This window comes from Amycolatopsis sp. YIM 10 (genome assembly GCF_009429145.1).
In the GTDB taxonomy this organism is placed as follows: Bacteria; Actinomycetota; Actinomycetes; order Mycobacteriales; family Pseudonocardiaceae; genus Amycolatopsis.
In genome coordinates, this window is the sequence record NZ_CP045480.1 from 1421880 (window position 1) to 1439169 (window position 17290).

General features: G+C 67.1%; 15 protein-coding genes, 1 tRNA gene and 1 pseudogene. 14 read left to right on the forward strand and 3 right to left on the reverse strand.

What is annotated here, in order from left to right; translation table 11 throughout:
* Window positions 1-16: 16 nt before the first annotated feature.
* The 9 genes and pseudogenes from YIM_RS06945 to YIM_RS49925 form a co-directional block, all read left to right on the forward strand.
* Window positions 17-817, forward strand: coding sequence for a thioredoxin domain-containing protein (locus YIM_RS06945; protein WP_153029546.1), 801 nt, complete (start codon window positions 17-19; stop codon window positions 815-817).
* Between the two features lie 110 nt (window positions 818-927).
* The gene (locus tag YIM_RS06950) at window positions 928-1269 is read left to right on the forward strand and encodes a hypothetical protein (protein WP_153029547.1); all 342 of its coding nucleotides are present in this window, start codon (window positions 928-930) and stop codon (window positions 1267-1269) included.
* Window positions 1266-2381, forward strand: coding sequence for a C40 family peptidase (locus YIM_RS06955; RefSeq protein ID WP_228004586.1), 1116 nt, complete (start codon window positions 1266-1268; stop codon window positions 2379-2381). The genes YIM_RS06950 and YIM_RS06955 overlap by 4 nt, the downstream gene beginning before the upstream one ends.
* 28 nt (window positions 2382-2409) lie before the next feature.
* Window positions 2410-2775 (forward strand): YbaB/EbfC family nucleoid-associated protein, encoded by a 366-nt coding sequence (locus YIM_RS06960; RefSeq protein WP_228004587.1) that lies wholly within the window; start codon window positions 2410-2412, stop codon window positions 2773-2775.
* Window positions 2776-2783: 8 nt separating this feature from the next.
* A complete protein-coding gene (locus YIM_RS06965) occupies window positions 2784-3290 on the forward strand; it encodes a YbaB/EbfC family DNA-binding protein (RefSeq protein ID WP_153036835.1) in 507 nt (168 codons plus the stop codon).
* 75 nt (window positions 3291-3365) lie between these two features.
* A tRNA-Ala gene (locus tag YIM_RS06970) sits at window positions 3366-3438 on the forward strand.
* Window positions 3439-4123: 685 nt separating this feature from the next.
* Window positions 4124-4615, forward strand: coding sequence for an NmrA family NAD(P)-binding protein (locus YIM_RS06975; protein ID WP_228004588.1), 492 nt, complete (start codon window positions 4124-4126; stop codon window positions 4613-4615).
* A gap of 42 nt (window positions 4616-4657) precedes the next feature.
* The gene (locus tag YIM_RS06980) at window positions 4658-4960 is read left to right on the forward strand and encodes a hypothetical protein (protein WP_153029548.1); all 303 of its coding nucleotides are present in this window, start codon (window positions 4658-4660) and stop codon (window positions 4958-4960) included.
* Between the two features lie 74 nt (window positions 4961-5034).
* A pseudogene (locus YIM_RS49925) lies at window positions 5035-5184 on the forward strand (transposase); the annotation flags it as partial.
* Window positions 5185-5342: 158 nt separating this feature from the next.
* Here the strand turns inward: YIM_RS49925 and YIM_RS06990 are convergent.
* The gene (locus tag YIM_RS06990; RefSeq protein WP_153029549.1) at window positions 5343-6374 is read right to left on the reverse strand and encodes a restriction endonuclease; all 1032 of its coding nucleotides are present in this window, start codon (window positions 6372-6374) and stop codon (window positions 5343-5345) included.
* Between the two features lie 973 nt (window positions 6375-7347).
* Here YIM_RS06990 and YIM_RS06995 point away from each other — a divergent pair.
* Both YIM_RS06995 and YIM_RS07000 read left to right on the forward strand, forming a co-directional pair.
* Window positions 7348-8280: a nucleotide disphospho-sugar-binding domain-containing protein gene (locus YIM_RS06995; protein WP_228004966.1), complete on the forward strand. Its 933-nt coding sequence runs from the start codon at window positions 7348-7350 to the stop codon at window positions 8278-8280.
* Window positions 8281-8370: 90 nt separating this feature from the next.
* Window positions 8371-10329, forward strand: a complete 1959-nt coding sequence (locus YIM_RS07000; protein WP_153029551.1) for an NB-ARC domain-containing protein — start codon at window positions 8371-8373, stop codon at window positions 10327-10329.
* On the opposite strand, the gene YIM_RS07005 is transcribed toward YIM_RS07000, so the two are convergent.
* Window positions 10306-11994 (reverse strand): hypothetical protein, encoded by a 1689-nt coding sequence (locus tag YIM_RS07005; RefSeq protein ID WP_153029552.1) that lies wholly within the window; start codon window positions 11992-11994, stop codon window positions 10306-10308. The two genes, YIM_RS07000 and YIM_RS07005, sit on opposite strands and share 24 nt — an antisense overlap.
* A gap of 830 nt (window positions 11995-12824) precedes the next feature.
* Here YIM_RS07005 and YIM_RS07010 point away from each other — a divergent pair.
* The 3 genes from YIM_RS07010 (at window position 12825) to YIM_RS07020 (ending at window position 16436) form a co-directional block, all read left to right on the forward strand.
* Window positions 12825-13310 (forward strand): glycosyltransferase, encoded by a 486-nt coding sequence (locus tag YIM_RS07010; RefSeq protein WP_255462876.1) that lies wholly within the window; start codon window positions 12825-12827, stop codon window positions 13308-13310.
* Between the two features lie 483 nt (window positions 13311-13793).
* Window positions 13794-15872: a GNAT family N-acetyltransferase gene (locus tag YIM_RS07015; protein WP_228004590.1), complete on the forward strand. Its 2079-nt coding sequence runs from the start codon at window positions 13794-13796 to the stop codon at window positions 15870-15872.
* Window positions 15873-15953: 81 nt separating this feature from the next.
* Window positions 15954-16436, forward strand: a complete 483-nt coding sequence (locus YIM_RS07020) for a hypothetical protein (protein WP_153029554.1) — start codon at window positions 15954-15956, stop codon at window positions 16434-16436.
* Between the two features lie 241 nt (window positions 16437-16677).
* Here the strand turns inward: YIM_RS07020 and YIM_RS07025 are convergent, their stop codons facing one another.
* The gene (locus YIM_RS07025) at window positions 16678-16842 is read right to left on the reverse strand and encodes a hypothetical protein (protein ID WP_153029555.1); all 165 of its coding nucleotides are present in this window, start codon (window positions 16840-16842) and stop codon (window positions 16678-16680) included.
* Window positions 16843-17290: the final 448 nt, after the last annotated feature.

Below are 17290 nucleotides of genomic sequence, written 5' to 3' on the forward strand. Positions count from 1 at the left end.
GAAGGAACTGAGGCAAGTGGGTGGAGCGGAGCGCGCCGCGCGGAAGCGGCGGCAGGAGCAGCAGCGGCAGCAGGCCGCCAAGCCGGCTCCCGCGGCGCGGGGTGTCGACAAGCGGACCATCGGCGTGATCGTGGCGGTGGTGGTCGTCGCGGCGGCCGTGGCCGGCGGCATCTTCTGGTACCAGGCCGACAAGAACAAAACCGAGGGGCAAACGATTGCGGCCGTGGCCGAGGGCGCCCCTGCCTGGTCCGAACAGCGCGACGGCCTCGTGGTCGTGTCCGGCAGGCCGGAGGCCAAGGCCACGCTCGACGTCTACGCGGACTTCCTCTGCCCGGCGTGCGGTGAGTTCCAGAAGCGCTTCGGCAAGCAGATCGAGGAGCAGGTCGCCGCGGGCAACCTGCTGCTGCGCACGCACATGGTCCCGATGCTGAGCGCGCAGAGCGATCCAGAGGGCTATTCGCTCGATTCGGCCAACGCGGGTCTCTGCGCCGCCGACGCCGGCGTTTTCACCCCGTTCCACGACAGCCTGTTCGCGGCGCAGCCGGAAGAGGGAAAGCGCGGTTGGGACAAGGGGCAGCTCACCGCGCTGGGGCAGGCCGTCGGCATCGCCGATCCGGCGTTCCCCGCCTGCGTCGAGGGCGGTACCTACAACCAGCAGCTCGACGCCGAGCTGAAGCGGGTCACCGAGGACCCCGCGCTGCATCAGGAGTTCCCGAACGGCAGCAAGGGCTTCGGCACGCCGACGGTGATCTCGGGCGGCAAACCGGTCGACACCACCGATGCGGAATGGCTCACGAAACTGGTTTCCGCCCCGTGATTTTCGCCCCAACGGGGTAAAACGGGTGGTCTAGGCTGGTCGCGGGATGTGCTTGGGGGAACCGTTCCGCGCTGGACGGCGTCGCACTCCCGGTGACGAGGAGGGCATCCGTGAACGGCACACCACACCAGGGTTTCCACGTCGGCGAGGACGCCTACGAGAACTACGCGCGCCAGATCGATCCGGCGGGGGAGGACATCCGCGGCGCGGGAGCCAAGCACCTGGACCCGCACGCGGACGTCGACGGCGACGGGTTCTCGGCGCTGGGCCAGGAGACCGGGTTCTCCAGCGCCTACGCGAGCCGGATGCGGGGCATTTCCGAGCGCGTGGCGCGGCTCGGCGGGCAGTGGCAGCAAATGGGTGACGCGGCGCGCCAGACCGCGGTCAACTACCAGGTGGTCGAGGGCGACCAGGGGGACATCATGAGATCCATCGGCAAGGACCTGCCGTGACCTACGAAACCGAGCAGGTGCTCAGAACCGGTCTGGACACCAACCAGCAGTTCGAGCAGAAGATGGTCCGCAACAGCGCCGGGATCAGCGCGGCGCAGGACGGGCAGGTGGCGTTGCGCACCTCGCTGGACGGGGTCCGCGGCAATGTCGCCTCGCAGCGCAACAGCCTCGCCGCGAACAGTTCGGGAACGGCCACCGACACGGCCACCGAAACGTCGGTGAACCTGGAAAAAGAGGTCGACGACCTGCTCCAGGAAAGTGCCGAGATCGAAAAGGCGGTCGCCGAAGCGGCGGAAATCCTCGACGTCGCCGACATCCAGAACAAGCAATTGCGCGAAGAGATCATCAGGGTGATCAACGACGCGATGAAAAAGGTCGCGATCGAACGCGCGCGTCCCAACGGCGAGGGCAACGCCGCGGCGGCCGACATTCTCAAGCAGATGATCACCGAAGTGGAGCGCCTCAACGGCGAGTCGGCCACGGTCGCCTCCAACGCCGAGGGACAGCTCACCCAGACCGCGACGAAGCTCGCCCCCGCGCCGGCCCCGTCGTCCGGGGACAGCGGCGGCAGCAGCGGTGGCACGCAGGTCGGCCCGTCGTTCAACGCCCAGGGCAGCCGCCGCAGTGGTGGCGGCGGCGGTGGTGGGGGAGGCGGTGGCGGCGGCTCGGTCAGCAAGCCGCGCTTGCCGGTCGCGGTCCCGCCGCAGCCGGGCACCGGTGTCGCGGTCAACCTGCCCGACGGCAGCACGGTCCAGGCGCCCAACGAGACGGCCGCGAAGGCGGTCCGCGCGGCGCTGTCCAACCTGGGTGTGCCGTACGTCTGGGGCGGGACCACGCCGGGGGTCGGGCTGGACTGCAGCGGCCTGACGATGACGGCGTACGGCGAGGCCGGGCTGGAGATCCCGCGCAAGTCGAACCAGCAGACCATCGGCGCCGAGGTGCCCTCGATCGACCAGCTGCTGCCCGGTGACCTGGTGGTCTGGTCGGGGCACGTGGCGATGGTGATCGGCAACGGGCAGATGGTGGAGGCGGGCGACCCGGTGCAGGTCGGCCCGATCCGGACCACGAACGCCGGTCAGTCCTTCGTCGGTTTCTACCGTCCGACCGGCTAAGTTGCTCTTGACCTCGAGGAGGCCGCAGGTGGCGGAGTTCGACATCGGCCGGGAGGCCGACCGGCTGGCTCAGGAGATGGACCGGGCGGGGGAGCGGGCGAGGGCGCAGTTCGAGCGCAGCGGCCCGATCACCGGCCGGGCCCAGACGGGTGACGGCGCGATCACCGTCGAGGTGGTGCCCGGCGGCAAGCTGAAGAACGTCAAGCTGACCCCGTACGCGCTGCGCAGCGCGCCCGAGGTGATCGCGCAGCAGATCGTCGAGCTGGCGAACCAGGCAACGCGGCGGGCCGGGGACCGGATGTACCAGACACTGGCGCCCGCGCTCGGTGACGGTCAGCTCCGGTCGATGGGCTACGAGCCCGTGCCCGACGACGAAGACGGTTACCGACGGTGAGCGGGCCGATGGAGCAGGTCCCGATCCACCGGACCACGCGGCAGCTGATCGAGCAGACCAGGGCCCGCGCGGAGGCGCTTTCGCAGGTCGAGGGCCTGATGGCGCAGGCGAGGGGCACCGCGCACGACGTGGACCAGACGATGGAGGTGACGGTCGACGCGCAGGGGAGGTTGCTGCACCTCTGGCTGGCGCCGACCGCGGTGAACTGGGGTGCGGAGCGGCTGGGTTCGCTGATCGTGGAGGTCGCCGAGGTGGCCCAGCGGGAGGCTGTGCAGGACAGTTACAACAAGGTGGCCCTGCTGCTCGGCGACGACACCACGGCGATGATCGAGCAGCTCTCGGGCCTACCGGCCCCGGCTCGTCTCGAGAACGACGACAATGGCATGACCGTCGAAGAGTTCCAGCGCCGGCGGGAGCAGCGGCTGGCGCAGGAAGCACCCCGCCGCCGCCCCACCCCGCAGGATGAGGACGACCTGTACTCCTTCGACCCTTCGTCGCTGCGCTCGGACCGGTAGGGACCCCCCTTCGCACCGCCATTCGGGGGTCATGTACCTTATAGAAACACGAGATGCGGAGTTCACCTCCGCTCCGGGGCTATGGCGCAGCTGGTAGCGCACCTCACTGGCAGTGAGGGGGTCAGGGGTTCGAGTCCCCTTAGCTCCACAGCTTTCAAGATCGCCTGCCCTGCTGGTATGTGCAGGTCAGGCGATTTTTGCGTTGGGTCGAAGTCTTGTTTTGGGCCTGCCGTCCTTCAGTTACTGTTCAGTAGGTGGAGTAGAACTGGAGCAGTCTGTTGATGGCGGTCGAAATGGGGTCACAGGCGCTGCTCCAGCTGTGTCGCCCATCTGGGTAATTTTCCTGCGGCCTTGGAACTCATAATCCCTTGGCCGCGGGTTCGAGCCCGCCCGGACCACTCTCATGTTTGGCCTCTGACCTGCTGGTTCTATGCTAATTGGGATTAACTTTCCTGGTCCGGCTGAGCGCTGCGGGCTCCGTGGGGGCTCCGTTCTCACTGCCGTGCTGGTACGTGTGGTCGAGGCTGCGGTCTGTCGTTCGAAGACTGAATCTCCTGCATAGTGGACTGGTCAGCGATGGTGGCGTGTCCGCTGTCGGTGCCTGCGGGCTGCGCCAAGGGATTCATCGAGTTCCCGTGTCATCGTGCATGAGATCGACAACCGCGATTCTTCTCGTGCCGGGGAAGAAGGGTGATGACTCGAATGCCTGGCGAGAATAGTGGGCTCCGTTCGATTAGTTGAGTTCCGGATCGGACAACAGAACCGCTACGCGCATGTCGAGTTCCGTCGGTATCCCAACCCGCTGGTTAAGAGCCCGAACCCGGCCGTGTCGGATGGTGCCGAGTGGTGCCGAACAAGACCGTTTCGGCCACCCGGCGACGTCGCTGGTTGCCTGTTGGTGTCGACAAGTGCCAGCCGGTGTCGTCCTGTCCGAGCCCTATCGGGCTCGCACCTCGCCCGTCGCTGCCGACGACGTCGCCCAAGTGGTCGCAACCATCCTGCGCGACCCCGGGGAGCACGCCGGGAGGGTGTACGAGCTGACCGGACCGCGGGCACTCGACATGACCGAAGTAGCCCAGGAATTCTCCAAGGCACTCGGCCGCACCGTGTCCTACCTGGACGTCCCCCTGCAATGGTGGCGCACAGAGGTACTCGCACACGCCAGCCTGCCGCAGCACACCGAACAACACATCGCAACCATGGCCCAGCTGCACCGCGCGAACCGATACGACAGAGCAACCCTCGACGTCGAGCGCATCAACGGAAAACGGCCCCAGACGGTCGAGGAGTTCGTCACCGCTCGCAAGGACTTCTACCTCGGCTGACTCGGGTCTGCCCTTTTCGGCTGTGCGCTTACCGATCACAGCGTGCTACTGCCCAGTCTGCTGATCATCGATTCGCCCCGCAAAGGAATTGGGCGAACGGAAACGGCCGACCAGAAGCTCGCGGAAGAGGTCTATCGCCGCCTCAAACCGTGGGTCAGTCCCTCGAAGGGCGAGCAGTTGATCACCGCTGACAACGACGCCGAACTCGGCGGCGAGAAAGACGTATCGCTCATCCGCCTGCCAGAGAAGGATTCTGCAGTGCCAGGGGTGCCCAACATGGGTGTGGGCACGCGACCAAGGTCGAAGAGCTCGAAGAACCCGACGATGATGAGCAGTAAGGCCTGAACCGCGCGGAGTGAGGTTCCCCCTGCGGATCGGGCACCCTGCTCTTTGGCTTCGGCTTGGGGAAGGATGTGTTTGTGTCTGGTTCGTCGAAGTATCCCGAGAAATTCCGGCAGGAGGCGGTCGCGTTGGCGCGTTCGGTACCTCACCCGATGGCGCAGGTGGCCCGTGAGTTGGGAGTCAATCATGAGACCCTGGGTACCTGGGTAAAGGGCGTCGACCGCGCAAGCACGCGGTCGACTCCGGTAGCGGTGTGGCCTGGATCAGGAACGCGAGTTGTGGCAGTTGCGCAAGCGGGTAGCCGAGTTGGCGAAGGAGATCTGCGGAAGGCGGCCGCCTATTTGCGCGGGAGATGGATGGGTCGTTTACTTGCAGAGGGATGCTGTTACCTGCGTTCCAGGCCAGTTGCGGCTTGTGGCCATTTCCGTAGGAGCATTTCCAGTTCGCTCGATGACCACAGTACGATGTCAGGGCGTTTGGCCGCCCGGTTGTGGTTATCGACCCAGCGGACCGCATCTTGAGTGAATGATCCAGAAGTTGCGACGATGAGGCCTCGTACTGGTTCGCCTTCCCATAGAGGCAGCTTGGCATGAACAAGATCGGCGATCTCGGAGGGGCCTATTCCCCGTTTCGGCCAGTGCTTTGCCTGGACAATGGTGCGCTCGTACCGGTCTGAGACGAGCCCGTCGTTTACGCGGCGGTAGGCCTGGATGTCTCGACCGGCGTCGGCGGCGTTGGTGTTCATCAAACGGGTGATCCGCACATACGAGCCGGATTGCTCAAGGAGGCGTGCGAGCAGTCTTTCGAAGCCGTCTGGATTGATGCGCTCCCAGTCCCACTGCACTTGCGCCGCACGACCAGCAGGTTGTTCGGCCGCAGGCGTTGTGGAGCCTGAGGTGTCGATGTCGACCAGAGCTGGGTCAGCCGCCGTAACCCCCAAGCCTTTCGATGTCTCGTCGGGACTTCCTGGCGGCGGAGCCTGCGTGGCAGCTGTGTCTCCGGACGGCACAACCGCCGCCTGCGACTCCCGAGGACCTGTGAGCGGGTAGTCAGACGAAGATTTCTTCGCTTGGCTACCGTGTCGATCCCGCCCGCCATTCAGTGTCTGTCCTGACTGTTCCGGCCGCTGTCGGCGTTCGTGACGCCAGCGTCGGAAGAGTAAACGGCCCCATGCCGGCAGGATACCCGCTATCAGAACGAAGAAGAGTGCGCCAATCAGAGCGTTGAACCAGGGTGGCGTGCTCGAAGGCGGCCCGTAGGACAAGACTGAGATGACCTCAACCGCCACCCAGCCGACCGTGAACCAGAACAACCAATCGCGGTAGAGCGGCGCGTCGAACAGTCTCCACACCGCGTTCATTCGTTTCGGCAGCGGCGGTGGCGGCTCGGACAATGGAGTCTCTGCGTCGTCGCCCATGCCTGCATCATGCCTCACTGCATCTGCTTAAGCGACCAATGCACTGTCGGCATCGATAGTCGGGGGCGAGTCGTGAGGGTTCGGATGGTCGTGTGAGGCAGGTGCCTGTCGTCGGCGCGTCAGGCACCCACCTACCAGTCTGCCTGGAGTTTCTGGGGCCGCCGTTCCATGACGGCGGGGTCTGACGTGCGGCGCCTTACGGGCGGCTCAGCTGGCCTCGCTGAGCGCGGTCACCCGGCGGTTGTCCACCGCCGACCCGGCCAGCTCTCCGAACTCGCTTCCTTCCCCCACCAGAACTCGGCGACGCCGTCCTCGCCCGAGTCCGCGCCGAACGGCCCCGCCGCTGGATGCCGGCCTGGGCCGCACTTACCGCGCGGGTGTTCGGCTGCGGCTGAACCGATCCCACCGGAGGGAACCCGCTGAGCGAGTTCTCAAACCTGCCGAGCGTGGCAAGTGCCTCGGCGGTGGACCGGGTCAGCATGTCGAGGGCGTGGGCGTGGCGCAGTCCCACTCCGCGTCGTCGTCCTCGGTCACCCACAGCCATGGCCGGGGTGGAACGCTGCCGCGAACCGTCCGGACGGACCCAGCTTGGAACTGCACCGTGGTCCGGCCAGACTGGGTGCCGCTGATCCCGGCGGGAGACGTGCAGCGGATCAGGCCTCGCCGGTTGCCGTCCGGCGTGATCACCAGGTCCCCGGTCCGCAGTTCGCTGGTCTTCAGCCCGCCCGCCTTTCACACCACTGACCAGGGGTTCAGCATCGCCGTTGAGCCTGTGCTGGCCCAGTCACACGATCGGGTCAGGAATTCGCCGTGTCAACTGCCCACCGGCAGCGGCTCGGTCACGGGCCGCCGTACCGTCTGAGGGGAGGTGGGGATGCCGGGGTTCGTCTTGGTGCCCTATGCGGCGCATGGTCATGTGAATCCGATGTTGCCGCTCGCCGCTGAGCTGGTGGCGCGGGGAGCTCGGGTGCGCATGGTTGTCGCGCGACGGTTCGCGGGCCGGGTGGCCGAATCGGGGGCCGTTCCCGTGGTGCCCGAGGTGGACCACGAGGTGCGCGTTCCAGCGAGAGGGGACGTTCTCGCCTGGGCCGGGCAGCCGGGCCTCGTGCTGCGGCGCCATGCCGCGTGGCGTTCCGCGGCGGCGAAGGTGAGTGACGTTCTCATCGCGGAACGCCCGGCTGTCGTGGTGGCCGACCCCAGGGTGCCGTGGGTGCCGCGGTTGTGTGCCAGGTCCGGGATCGGCATGGTGCCGTTCTGGACGACGCACAGTCCGGCGCGGTCGGTGCCCGGCTTGGTCCTGGTGAACAGTTTGCGTGAGTTGCAGCCGCGAGCGCACCGGTTCGGCAGGCGGTTCCGGTTCGTCGGCCCGCTCGTGTCCGCCGGTCCGGCGGAACAGGTGCCGTGGCACCGGGTAGGTGGTGGGCCGTTGTTGCTGGTGTCTCCTGGCACGGTGTTCGCGCGTTCGCCGCGGTTCTTCCGGGCGATCGCCGAGCAGTTCGGTGGCACGGAGTGGTCGGTGGTGATGGCTACCGCGCACACGGCACCCGAGGATCTGGGGCCGTTGCCGGGTAACGTGCTCGCGCGGCGCTGGCTTCCGCAGTTCCAGCTGTTGCGCCATGCCGCGGCCTTCGTCACCCACGCCGGGATGAACTCGGTGCAGGAGGCCATGGTCTGTGGTGTGCCGATGGTGCTGGCCCCCCGAACGCGTGAGCAGCGGGCCACGGCGAAGCGGGTGCGGGAACTCGGGTTGGGTGAACCGATGCCGGAGACCGGTCGTCTCCGGGAAAGCGTCTGCGGATTGGTTTCCAGTGAGCGGGTGCGGTCGGCCGTGACGGAAGTGCGTGAGCGGCTGGCGGTGGTGCGCTCCGGAGCCGCGGCGGCGGACGAGCTACTCCGATTGGTGTGAACGGCGGCGGGGTCATCGCATTGCCGGTCCCGGGCTTCCCATCCGCGCTAGGGTCGGCCATGGCCACACGCGAGGAGAGGAAAGCGCACGGTGACCGAGGGGAAAACGGTGCCACGGCAGCTGTTCAAGCGGCCGCTGTTCGTCAACCGGTCGGCGGAGGTCAGCGCGTTCCAGCAGTGGCACGAACGAGCGGCCGCGGAGAACCGGCCACTGCTCGTGGTGATCTCCGGTGGCGAGGGGATGGGGAAGACCACTCTGGCCACGCACTTGGCGCACCAGATCGCCGGGCACTTTCCCGATGGGCAGCTCGTCTACGAGGTCCACGGCTCCGCGGCACGGTCCGGGGTGACGGCGGATCAGGTTGCCGCCCATTGGCTCCAGCAGTTGGGCGTCGGGGAAGGCGACCTCCCCCGGCAGCCTGCCGAGCGGATCGGCATGTTCCGGTCCCGGCTCGCGGGCAAGCGGATGCTGATGTTGCTCGACGACGTCCACCTCGTGGAGCAGGTCCGTCCACTGCTCGCCGACGCGCCGCGGTCGGCGACGATCGTGACCAGCCGCCATCGGCTCGAGGGCCTGCGCATCGACGAATTCGAGCAGCTGCCCTTGACCGGGTTCGACCGGGACGCGGCCACCGAACTCCTGGTCAGGATCGCCGGGCCGGAGGTCGCGGACCTCGGTGCCGAACTGGTCGACAAGCTGCGCACGGTGTGCGAAGGGCTGCCGCTGGCGCTGTCGGTCGCCGCGCTGCGGCTGGGGCAGCCGGATGAGGATCCGGCGGAGTACATCGAGCGGCTGCTGCACGGGCAGTCGCTGGCCGCACTGGAACAGGACGGGCAACGGCCGGTTGAGCGGGTCTTCGACGCGATGTTCGACGACCTGCCCGGCGACCTCGCGCACGTGTACACGACGTTGAGCCTGCTGCCCGGCCCGGATTTCGGGGTTGCCGCAGCCGCTGCTCTGCTCGAGGAGGACGAAGTCGGCGTCCTGCGTTCCCTGCGGCGGCTGGCCGCTGTCCACGCGCTCGAATCGCTGGGGAGCAAGCGGTTTCGCTATCACAACCTGGTTCGCGAGCACGCCATCGGCAAAGCGCCCGACGGCCGCGATAGCCTGCGCCGCCAAGCGATCTACTGGTACTGGCAGCGAGCCGTGGCACTGGACAAGACCGTGTCCCGGCGGCCGCCGCCGGATCCGGTGCGGGACTGGTACGACCAGATACCCGCCGCCTACGACGGTGAGGGTGCCGCGGCCAGGGCGTGGGCCGAGTTCGCCGTCGAATGGCCGAACCTGCTCGCCGCGGCCCGGGCCGCCGTCGAGTCCCGGGACGGGGACATCGGTGCGCGGTTCCCCATCCCGCTGTGGTTCTTCGGCTATCAGACCGGGCGGCACCTCGCGCTCCTCGACGCCTTCGGCACTGCCTTCCCCCTGGCCGGTGACGACGCGGAACTCCACTGGCAGCTGCATCGCGATCTCGGCGCGCTGCACGAACAGCTCGGCGACCTCGACAGTGCGGCCGGCCACGCCGAGCAGGCGTTGCGCATCGCCGAAGAACGGGAGCACGTCCTCGGCGTTCAGAGTGGTACCGATTGGCTCGCGATCATCTGTGAAGCGCGAGGAGAACTGGCGAACGCGACCGCATGGCGGCAGCGTTCCTGGGAAACGGTCGCTCACCTGCCCGCGGAACTGCGGGAGCGTGCCTACGCCGTGCTGTCCATGCACATTGCCCGCGTCCAGCTGAGACTGGAAGACTTCGACTCGGCGGAGACTGCCGCTCTTCGTGCGATCGGCTACTTCGATGGGACCGAGGAGATCGCGAACCTGGCGCGGGCCCGGGAAACGCTGGGCCTGACTCATCGTGCGCGGGAGCGGTTCGCCGAAGCGGAAAGCCTGCTGACCCAGGTGTTCGGCCAGTACCGCGAGCTGGGAATGAACGCCAAGGCCGCGGACATCGCGGACAGCCTCGCCGAACTCGCGGACCGTCGCGGCGCTGCTGACGAGGCCGAAGCATTCCGTCGGCAGGCACAGCGGCTACGTGAGCCGGACGGACACTAGGTGACGTCGCGACCCGAGAGTCAGCTCGACACCCGGTGCGAGTGATTCGAGCGAACCGCCGGAGGCGAGCCAGCCGTAGATGATCGACGCACCTGTCTCCGGCGGGGCCGAGGAGCGCACCTCCAGCATCTGGCCGGTCCTCGTCGTCACGGTCGTGACATCCGCGTCGAACACGGCGACCAGCGAGCACGCGGGGTTGGCCGCGAACACCGTCGGAAGCCACTCGGCGGCAGGACCGGGAAGGGCTGCCCTCGGGCAGGTGAGCACGGCGGCGTTGCCTCGCAGCGATCCCAGTGGATAGTCCGATGGGCACATGAGGTGGACGTCCGGGGCGGCGTGGGGAGAAGACGGCGTCGTCGGCTCGCTGCCGTGCAGTTCGGCGGGGGAGCGGTCGAGCGTGACCTCGCGGTCGTCGATGCGCACCGAGTACCCGACGAACATCGCGATGGAGCCGGGCGCCGGGACGGCGTCGGTCAGCCCGGTCGTCGGCAAGGTGGGCGAGGGCACCTCACCGGGCGGCTCGGGGAGGGTGAGCACCTCGTAGAACAGGCTGCGCAGTCGTTGAAGCGCCTCGCCCGGTGCGGAGGTCGCCAGCGCGGTGAGGGCCGTGTAGCGATCGGTGTGGTGCGTGTTGATCGCCTCGTCAAGCTGTGCTGGCAAGGCCTCGCGAAGCTCCAGTCGTGGTGCCGCGGCAGCCAGTGCACCGGCCGGGGACTCCGGCGAGATGTCGTTCTCGGCGAACGCGCCCAGGATGACCGGCCTGCCCGCGGCCGCCGAATAGCCGGTGACGGACCCGTGGTCGCCCAGCACGACGTCTGCGGCGATCAGGCCGGTGCGCCAGCCGTCGATCTCGGGCAGGAGGACCAGCCCGGAACGGACGCAGTCGGCCAGCCAGGAGCGGATCTGCCAGGGGCCGTGACCGTGCCAGATGTTGGGGTGCAGGGCGGCCAGCACCTGGTAGGAATCCGCGGGCAGTTCGGTCAGCAGGCGGCGCAGCAGGTCCGGTGCCGTGCCCAGCAGGGACGTGCTACCCCACGTCGAGGCCACCATGACGACCGTTCGGCCGTCCGAGCGCAACAGGCTCCGGTAGCGGTGCCGATGCTCGAGGCCGGCGATGATGCGGTCGAAACAGGGATCCCCGACGACCACCGCCGTGGGCACCGCCGCCGGGGCGACGGCTGCCAGCCGCTGGACCTCGGCTTCGTGGGCGAGTGCGAGCGCCCGCGCGACCGGCTCACCGTCATAGAGCACCCATTGCGGCGAAAGGCCAAAGGTTTCCGGTTTCCGGTTTCCGGTTTCCGGTTTCCGGTTTCCGGTTTCCGGTTTCCGGTTTCCGGTTTCCGGTTTCCGGTTTCCGGTTTCCGGTTTCCGGTTTCCGGGCGAGTATTTATTGTAACCCAGCCCGTGTGAAAGAATGACGAGGGGTGCGGTGATGTCGGTCAGTCCGCCGTGGTGGCTGGCCGAGATCGCGAGGTCGAATCGAGTCTGCTTCGCCTGGTCCCACGGAATCGTGACGATCCGCAGGGACCGCATCATCTCGGTGAGGCCGTCCTGGAAGGGATCCGATCCACTCCAACTCGCCACGAGCTGGACCCGCCGGTCGCTGTCGAAGACGGGCAGCACCTCGAGCAGCCGGGTCAGCGTGGTGACGTTGTGGACGATCACGAGCACTGTCCGTTGTGCCCGCAGAGTGACCCACTGGCCCGCCCTCAGGCCGATGGGCACTTCCACTGGTGCTGATCCGATCATGCCGCCGTCCGTGTCCGCCCGCTCCGCCGCTCAGACCGTAACCCACCGACGACTCGGCCCCGCCGGTCGGCGCCGCGGCCCAGCATTTGACCGCCCGGACAAACGGTGGTCCGGACCAGGCTGGATGGCGTCGTGTTCCAACTCGCCCAGCGCCCGAACAGGCTGGGTTGGGAACCAGCGCCGCGCGCACTCCCGCGACGTCGGTCACCCGGTTAACTTCGTCGCGCTGACCCGCGATGTTGGGCGGCAGCGGCGCCATTGACGACAACCCGCGTGGCGCACCAGACCTGGATTCCCTGGTCAGGCGCTACCTGTGCGTAGCGCGAACGACGGTCACCGGCCAAGCGCGGGTGGTCGCCCAGGCCTCGAACGACGCGGTGGCCGCACACGCACTCCACGGGCTGAGAGGGGGCCGCCATGGTGCGGTCCAGGATCTTGGCGAGTGGTTGCGGTTAGCGGTTGAGGTCCATGCGGTCAGTGCTGCTTCGACGCACCCACAGTGGCGGCGATCACCGCGTTGGCGCGCGGGTCGGATTCGTCGGCTGGGTCGTCGCCCTCGACGGTGCCGCTGTTACCGCAGCGGGCGCGTGCTCGTGCCGTGGTGACGGGAACCCGATCCGCCCGCAGTTGCTGATGGGCAACGCGGATGCGGCGATCAGGCGCTCGGTCTGACGGCTGTCGATCGGGTCCGGCCCACGGCGTACGTGACTGGTGAGGCACAGGGCGCGGCTCAGATTGACCAGACGTTGGCCGAGGTCCTGCCGTGGTTGCTGGAACAGGCGAACGTGATTCACCAGTGCGGCCCTGCCGCGGTCGAGGCGATGCGTCAGCGCGCCGACCAGGTGCCGGACGAACTGGCGTCTTGGTATCGGCCGCTCGGATTCGTGGGTGCGGAGTTGGCGGATGTGTTCGCGCTGACTGAGGTGGTGATCTCACGTAATGGTGCGGGAACGATCGCCGAGTTGACTGCGCTGGGGTTGCCGTCGGTGCTGGTGCCGTCGGCTGGTGGGGAGCAGGCGCACAACGCGCGGCACCTGGTGGACGCTGGTGCCGCGCGGGCGTTGCTCGGCGTGGTGACGCCGGTGGCGTTGTGGGACGCGCTTGCACCGTTGTTGAGCGATCGGGACGCGCGTAGCGCGATGGCTCGGCGCGCTCGTGAGCAGGGCAGGCCCGATGCCGCCGACCAGCTTGTCGAGCGAGTAGTTGAGGCCGCGCACGCAAGTGGCTGCTGACCCGTGCGCCCGGTCGAGCGTCGACCGGTTTCTCGCGGTGGTCAGCGGGGCGGGGCAGGGTGGATGCGGGTCCAGTCGGCGCGGTCGCCGAGCAGGTGGTTGTCGTGGCGCTAGTGCGTGACCGCCGCTGCGGGATCCTGGTCGCGGGGTGTGATGTAGTCGAGGCGGGGCAGGACGTCGTCCAGGAGTTGTTTGCCGTGGGCGATGGCGCGCCACTAGACGTCGCGGACTTCGTCGATGTCGGGCCAGATAGAGAACTTTGCTTCGCCGAGGCCTCGACCCCTGCTGGACGATTCAGCCCGGCCCCGTGCATGGGAACGATCTACATACTGGACGTCAGCAAGGTGGCTTATGTACGAATCAGCCTCGGCGGAATATGTCGCTCTGGGCGACCCCGGGGCTGGCCGCTCGGAATTGGTGCAGCGGTCCTTCTTGTCATAACTGCGTGAGGCTTCTCGCGGTCCGTACGGCAAACTGGACCCCGTGAGTAGCAGGCCCGTGATCGTGGAGCTAGTAGAGCCCGCCGACAGCTCGACCATCGCCCAGTTGGTCGAGCTGGGTGACGCGTCCAAGGACACGCTAGGCATGTTGACGCCGGCAGTGTACGAGGATAGTGCCCACGCAGGGTGTTTGCTGGTGGCGCGACATGCTGGTGAGCCGATCGGGTACGCACTGTTCCGCAAGCTGCGCACGCGAAGCGAGATATCGCTGACTCATCTGTGCGTACGCGCAGACCATCGGCATCGCGGTGTTGCGAAGATGCTCGTGGAGGATCTGAGCGGCCGTCACCATGGGCGCAGCGGCATTCGTGCGAAGTGCCGCGACGACTATCCGGGGATCAATCGGGTATGGCGCAGCCTGGGATTCGACGCTATCGGGTCAGCGACCGGACGTGGCGCGGATAAGGCGCCGATGACCGTATGGTGGCGCGACCACGCCCACCCCAACCTCTTCACACCGCCGGTCGAGGAAGGGCCCGTCCTGGCGGTCGCGATCGACGCGAACGTCCTCCTCGACCTCCATGTTCGCCCGACACGTCCAGAGGCTAGTCGATCTCAAGTGTTGTTGGCTCCGGATCTGCGTGGGCGCCTGGAGATGGTCGTACCCGCCGAGGGCCTGGAGAAGGACGTGGCCCATTGCTCGACGGCGGATCAGAACCCGCTTCTGGCTGCGGCCGCGCTGTACCCTCGACCGTCGGGTGACCCTGTTCGCGCTCAGGCTCTTTTCGCCACCTTGCTGGCAACAGTGGAGGAGAACCTCACCCGGTCATCGTTGACCGAGCAAGACCGGGGTGACCTGTGGCAGTTGGCGCACACGGTGACAGCCGGAGTGAAGGTCTTCGTCACCTGGGACTATCGTCTACGCACAGAGATTGCGCCCATCGTGGTAGCTATTCCTCGCGAGGAACTGACGGGCGTGCGCATTATTTCACCGGACTCGGTCGTCAGATATCTTGACGAACTCGCACATGCCGCGGCTTATCAGCCGAGGTCGCTCGAGGGGAGCCAGTTCAGCACGGAGTTGGCCAGGGTTGACGGGGAGTCCGAACTCCAGGTATTCCTGAATAAAGGCGCCGGAGAGACACGGCGTCAGTTCCGCGAGCGACTTCAATACGTCTCTCGGGTGGCTCAGGCTCGCGAGACCGTGCGCGCATCTGACACCACGCCTGTCGCGCACTACGGCTTCCACTGTGACGGCGGAGTCCTGCGCGTCGAACTGCTGCGAGTCACCGACCATCCGATTGCGCAGACCATGACACGCCGCCTGCTGTGGCTTCTGCGTCAGCAGGCGCGCGATCGCGGCGCGAAGGTGGTCGAGATCGCCGATCCGTACGTGTCGGACGTTGTCGCTCGTGCGGCGGGCCACGAGGCCTATCAACTGCTGAACGACCGGTGGTACGCCTGGGTGATCGACCGCTGTGGCAGCGGGCCGGAGATAAGTGCCGCCATCACTGACGCTCATGCCCTGGTTGGCGTCCCGCCAGCCCAGTTGATCAAACCGCGACTGCCAGCTGTGACTGCCGCTGAGTACGAACGCACGTGGTGGCCAGCCAAGATCACCGACAGTGCGCTTCCCTCGTTCGCTGTCGCGATACAGCCACGCTGGAGCGCCGACCTGCTCGGGGTACCCAGAACGTTGACTGGCCGGGCCACTGAGCTCGCTCTGGGACGGGAGCAGGTCTACTACCGCAGCGGGCACAACAACAGCGTTCTGAAAGCTCCGGCGCGGATCCTCTGGTATATGAGTCACAGTCCAGGAACCGGTCCGGGCAGCTTCATCGGGACTTCTTTGCTCGATGCCACTGAGGTCGACACCCCCGAGAACCTGCATCGAGTATTGGCGCACTACGGCGTCTTCCGACTCGAACACATCCGAGACGCGACGTCGCTTTCAGTCGCGCAGGCTCTGCGGTTCTCCGACACGGAGATTTTTCGCCATCCGGTCTCGTTCCGAGAGTACGGCACCATCCGCGCGGCTCTCGGCGGCCCCAAGTCCATGCAGTCTCCGTGTAACGTGCCGCCCGCGACCTTCGCCGAGGTCTACGCCAGGGGAAGGGGATAGACGCTGGGTTCTGCTCGGCGGGACTCCGCACGGATCCCCCTGGCGCGGAACTGTCAGTGGCGATCACTAAGGTCGCCGAACGTGAGCGCTACAACTGCGGAAGCGGCATCGACATCCGGGCACCGTCCGCTGCTGTTATCCCTTCGGCCACGGTTCGCCGACGCCATCCTCGATGGCATCAAGTCAGTGGAGCTGCGTCGTACGCGTATGGGAGTGCCGGACGGTACGCTCGTCCTCCTCTACGCTTCAGCTCCGGTCATGGCTGTTGTAGGTCTGGCCACTGTTGCCCAACAGGACGTTGACTCACCGGATCGGATCTGGCGGCGCCATCGGCGCGACTTGGGGCTCTCCTGCGGAGAGTTCTATACCTACCTGGAAGGTGCAGACCAGGCCACCGCCTTGACGCTGAAAGACGCGCGTCGCCTTCAAACCGCTGTCGGTTTGCACCTTCTGCGGAGCGAAGCCCCGTTCAATCCGCCGCAGAGCTACCGGTTTCTCAAGCCGGATGATCCCGTCGCTTTGCGCAACCTTGCTCACAATGCGCCGGAGATGCGACCGATCTAGCGTTGCCTGGGACGATCTCACCTGGAGATGACCCACCCCCCTCCGGGTGACCGCAGGAATCGGCCGCCGCGAATGGTGCACCGCCTCCGTCGTGCGTGAGGTGGCCGAGGCGACACGCCTGCCGGCTTCGCCATCGGCGGCGTCGCGCGGAGCAGCGACGTCGTCGACGTTCTGCAAGTCGGTGCGGTAGTGGTGATGGTCGGCACCGTCCTGCTGTGGTCGGACGAGAGCGGCGCTTCGGTCACGCGCCGCTCTCGACACGCCGTCGCCGGGCGGACCGTTCCGGGCCGGCGAAGCTGTCGCCGATCATCGGGGACACCTTGCTCAGCAGCGACCAGTCGATGTCGGTGGGGCCGAGCGCGCTGATGTCGTTGGTGATGCCGCCGCTGATTCCGTCCGGTGCCACGGACACCGCGCGGTGGCGATCGCGTGCGATGGCGACGCGCTGGAGGCGCCCTCGCAATCGAACGTCGTGACTGAGCAGGCACGTTGACGTGACGCTCTGACGACCAGGTGCGTCGGCCAGGACAGCTCCTTTTGTCAGCCGCGGTTGTGGCTGGGGTGAGCTTGGCCTACTTCCGACAACGCCGTACGAGCTGGCCCGCGAAGCTATATGGTGCGGTGCATGTCTGTGACGCCGTCAGGGCCGCATGTCACTCGCCCGGTTGCCGGGCTTGCCTGGTGGCAGGTGATCGGACCCGGGGCCGCTGCGCTGGTCGGGCTGTTCATGCTGACCGTGATCTACCGGTTCGACGGCCTGTCGGAGATCCAGCGCGACCTCGGCTTGTCCGGTCAGAGCCTGCTCCTGATCGGGTTGGTCGCCTACCTGGTCGGGGCGGCGCTCACGGTGCCCG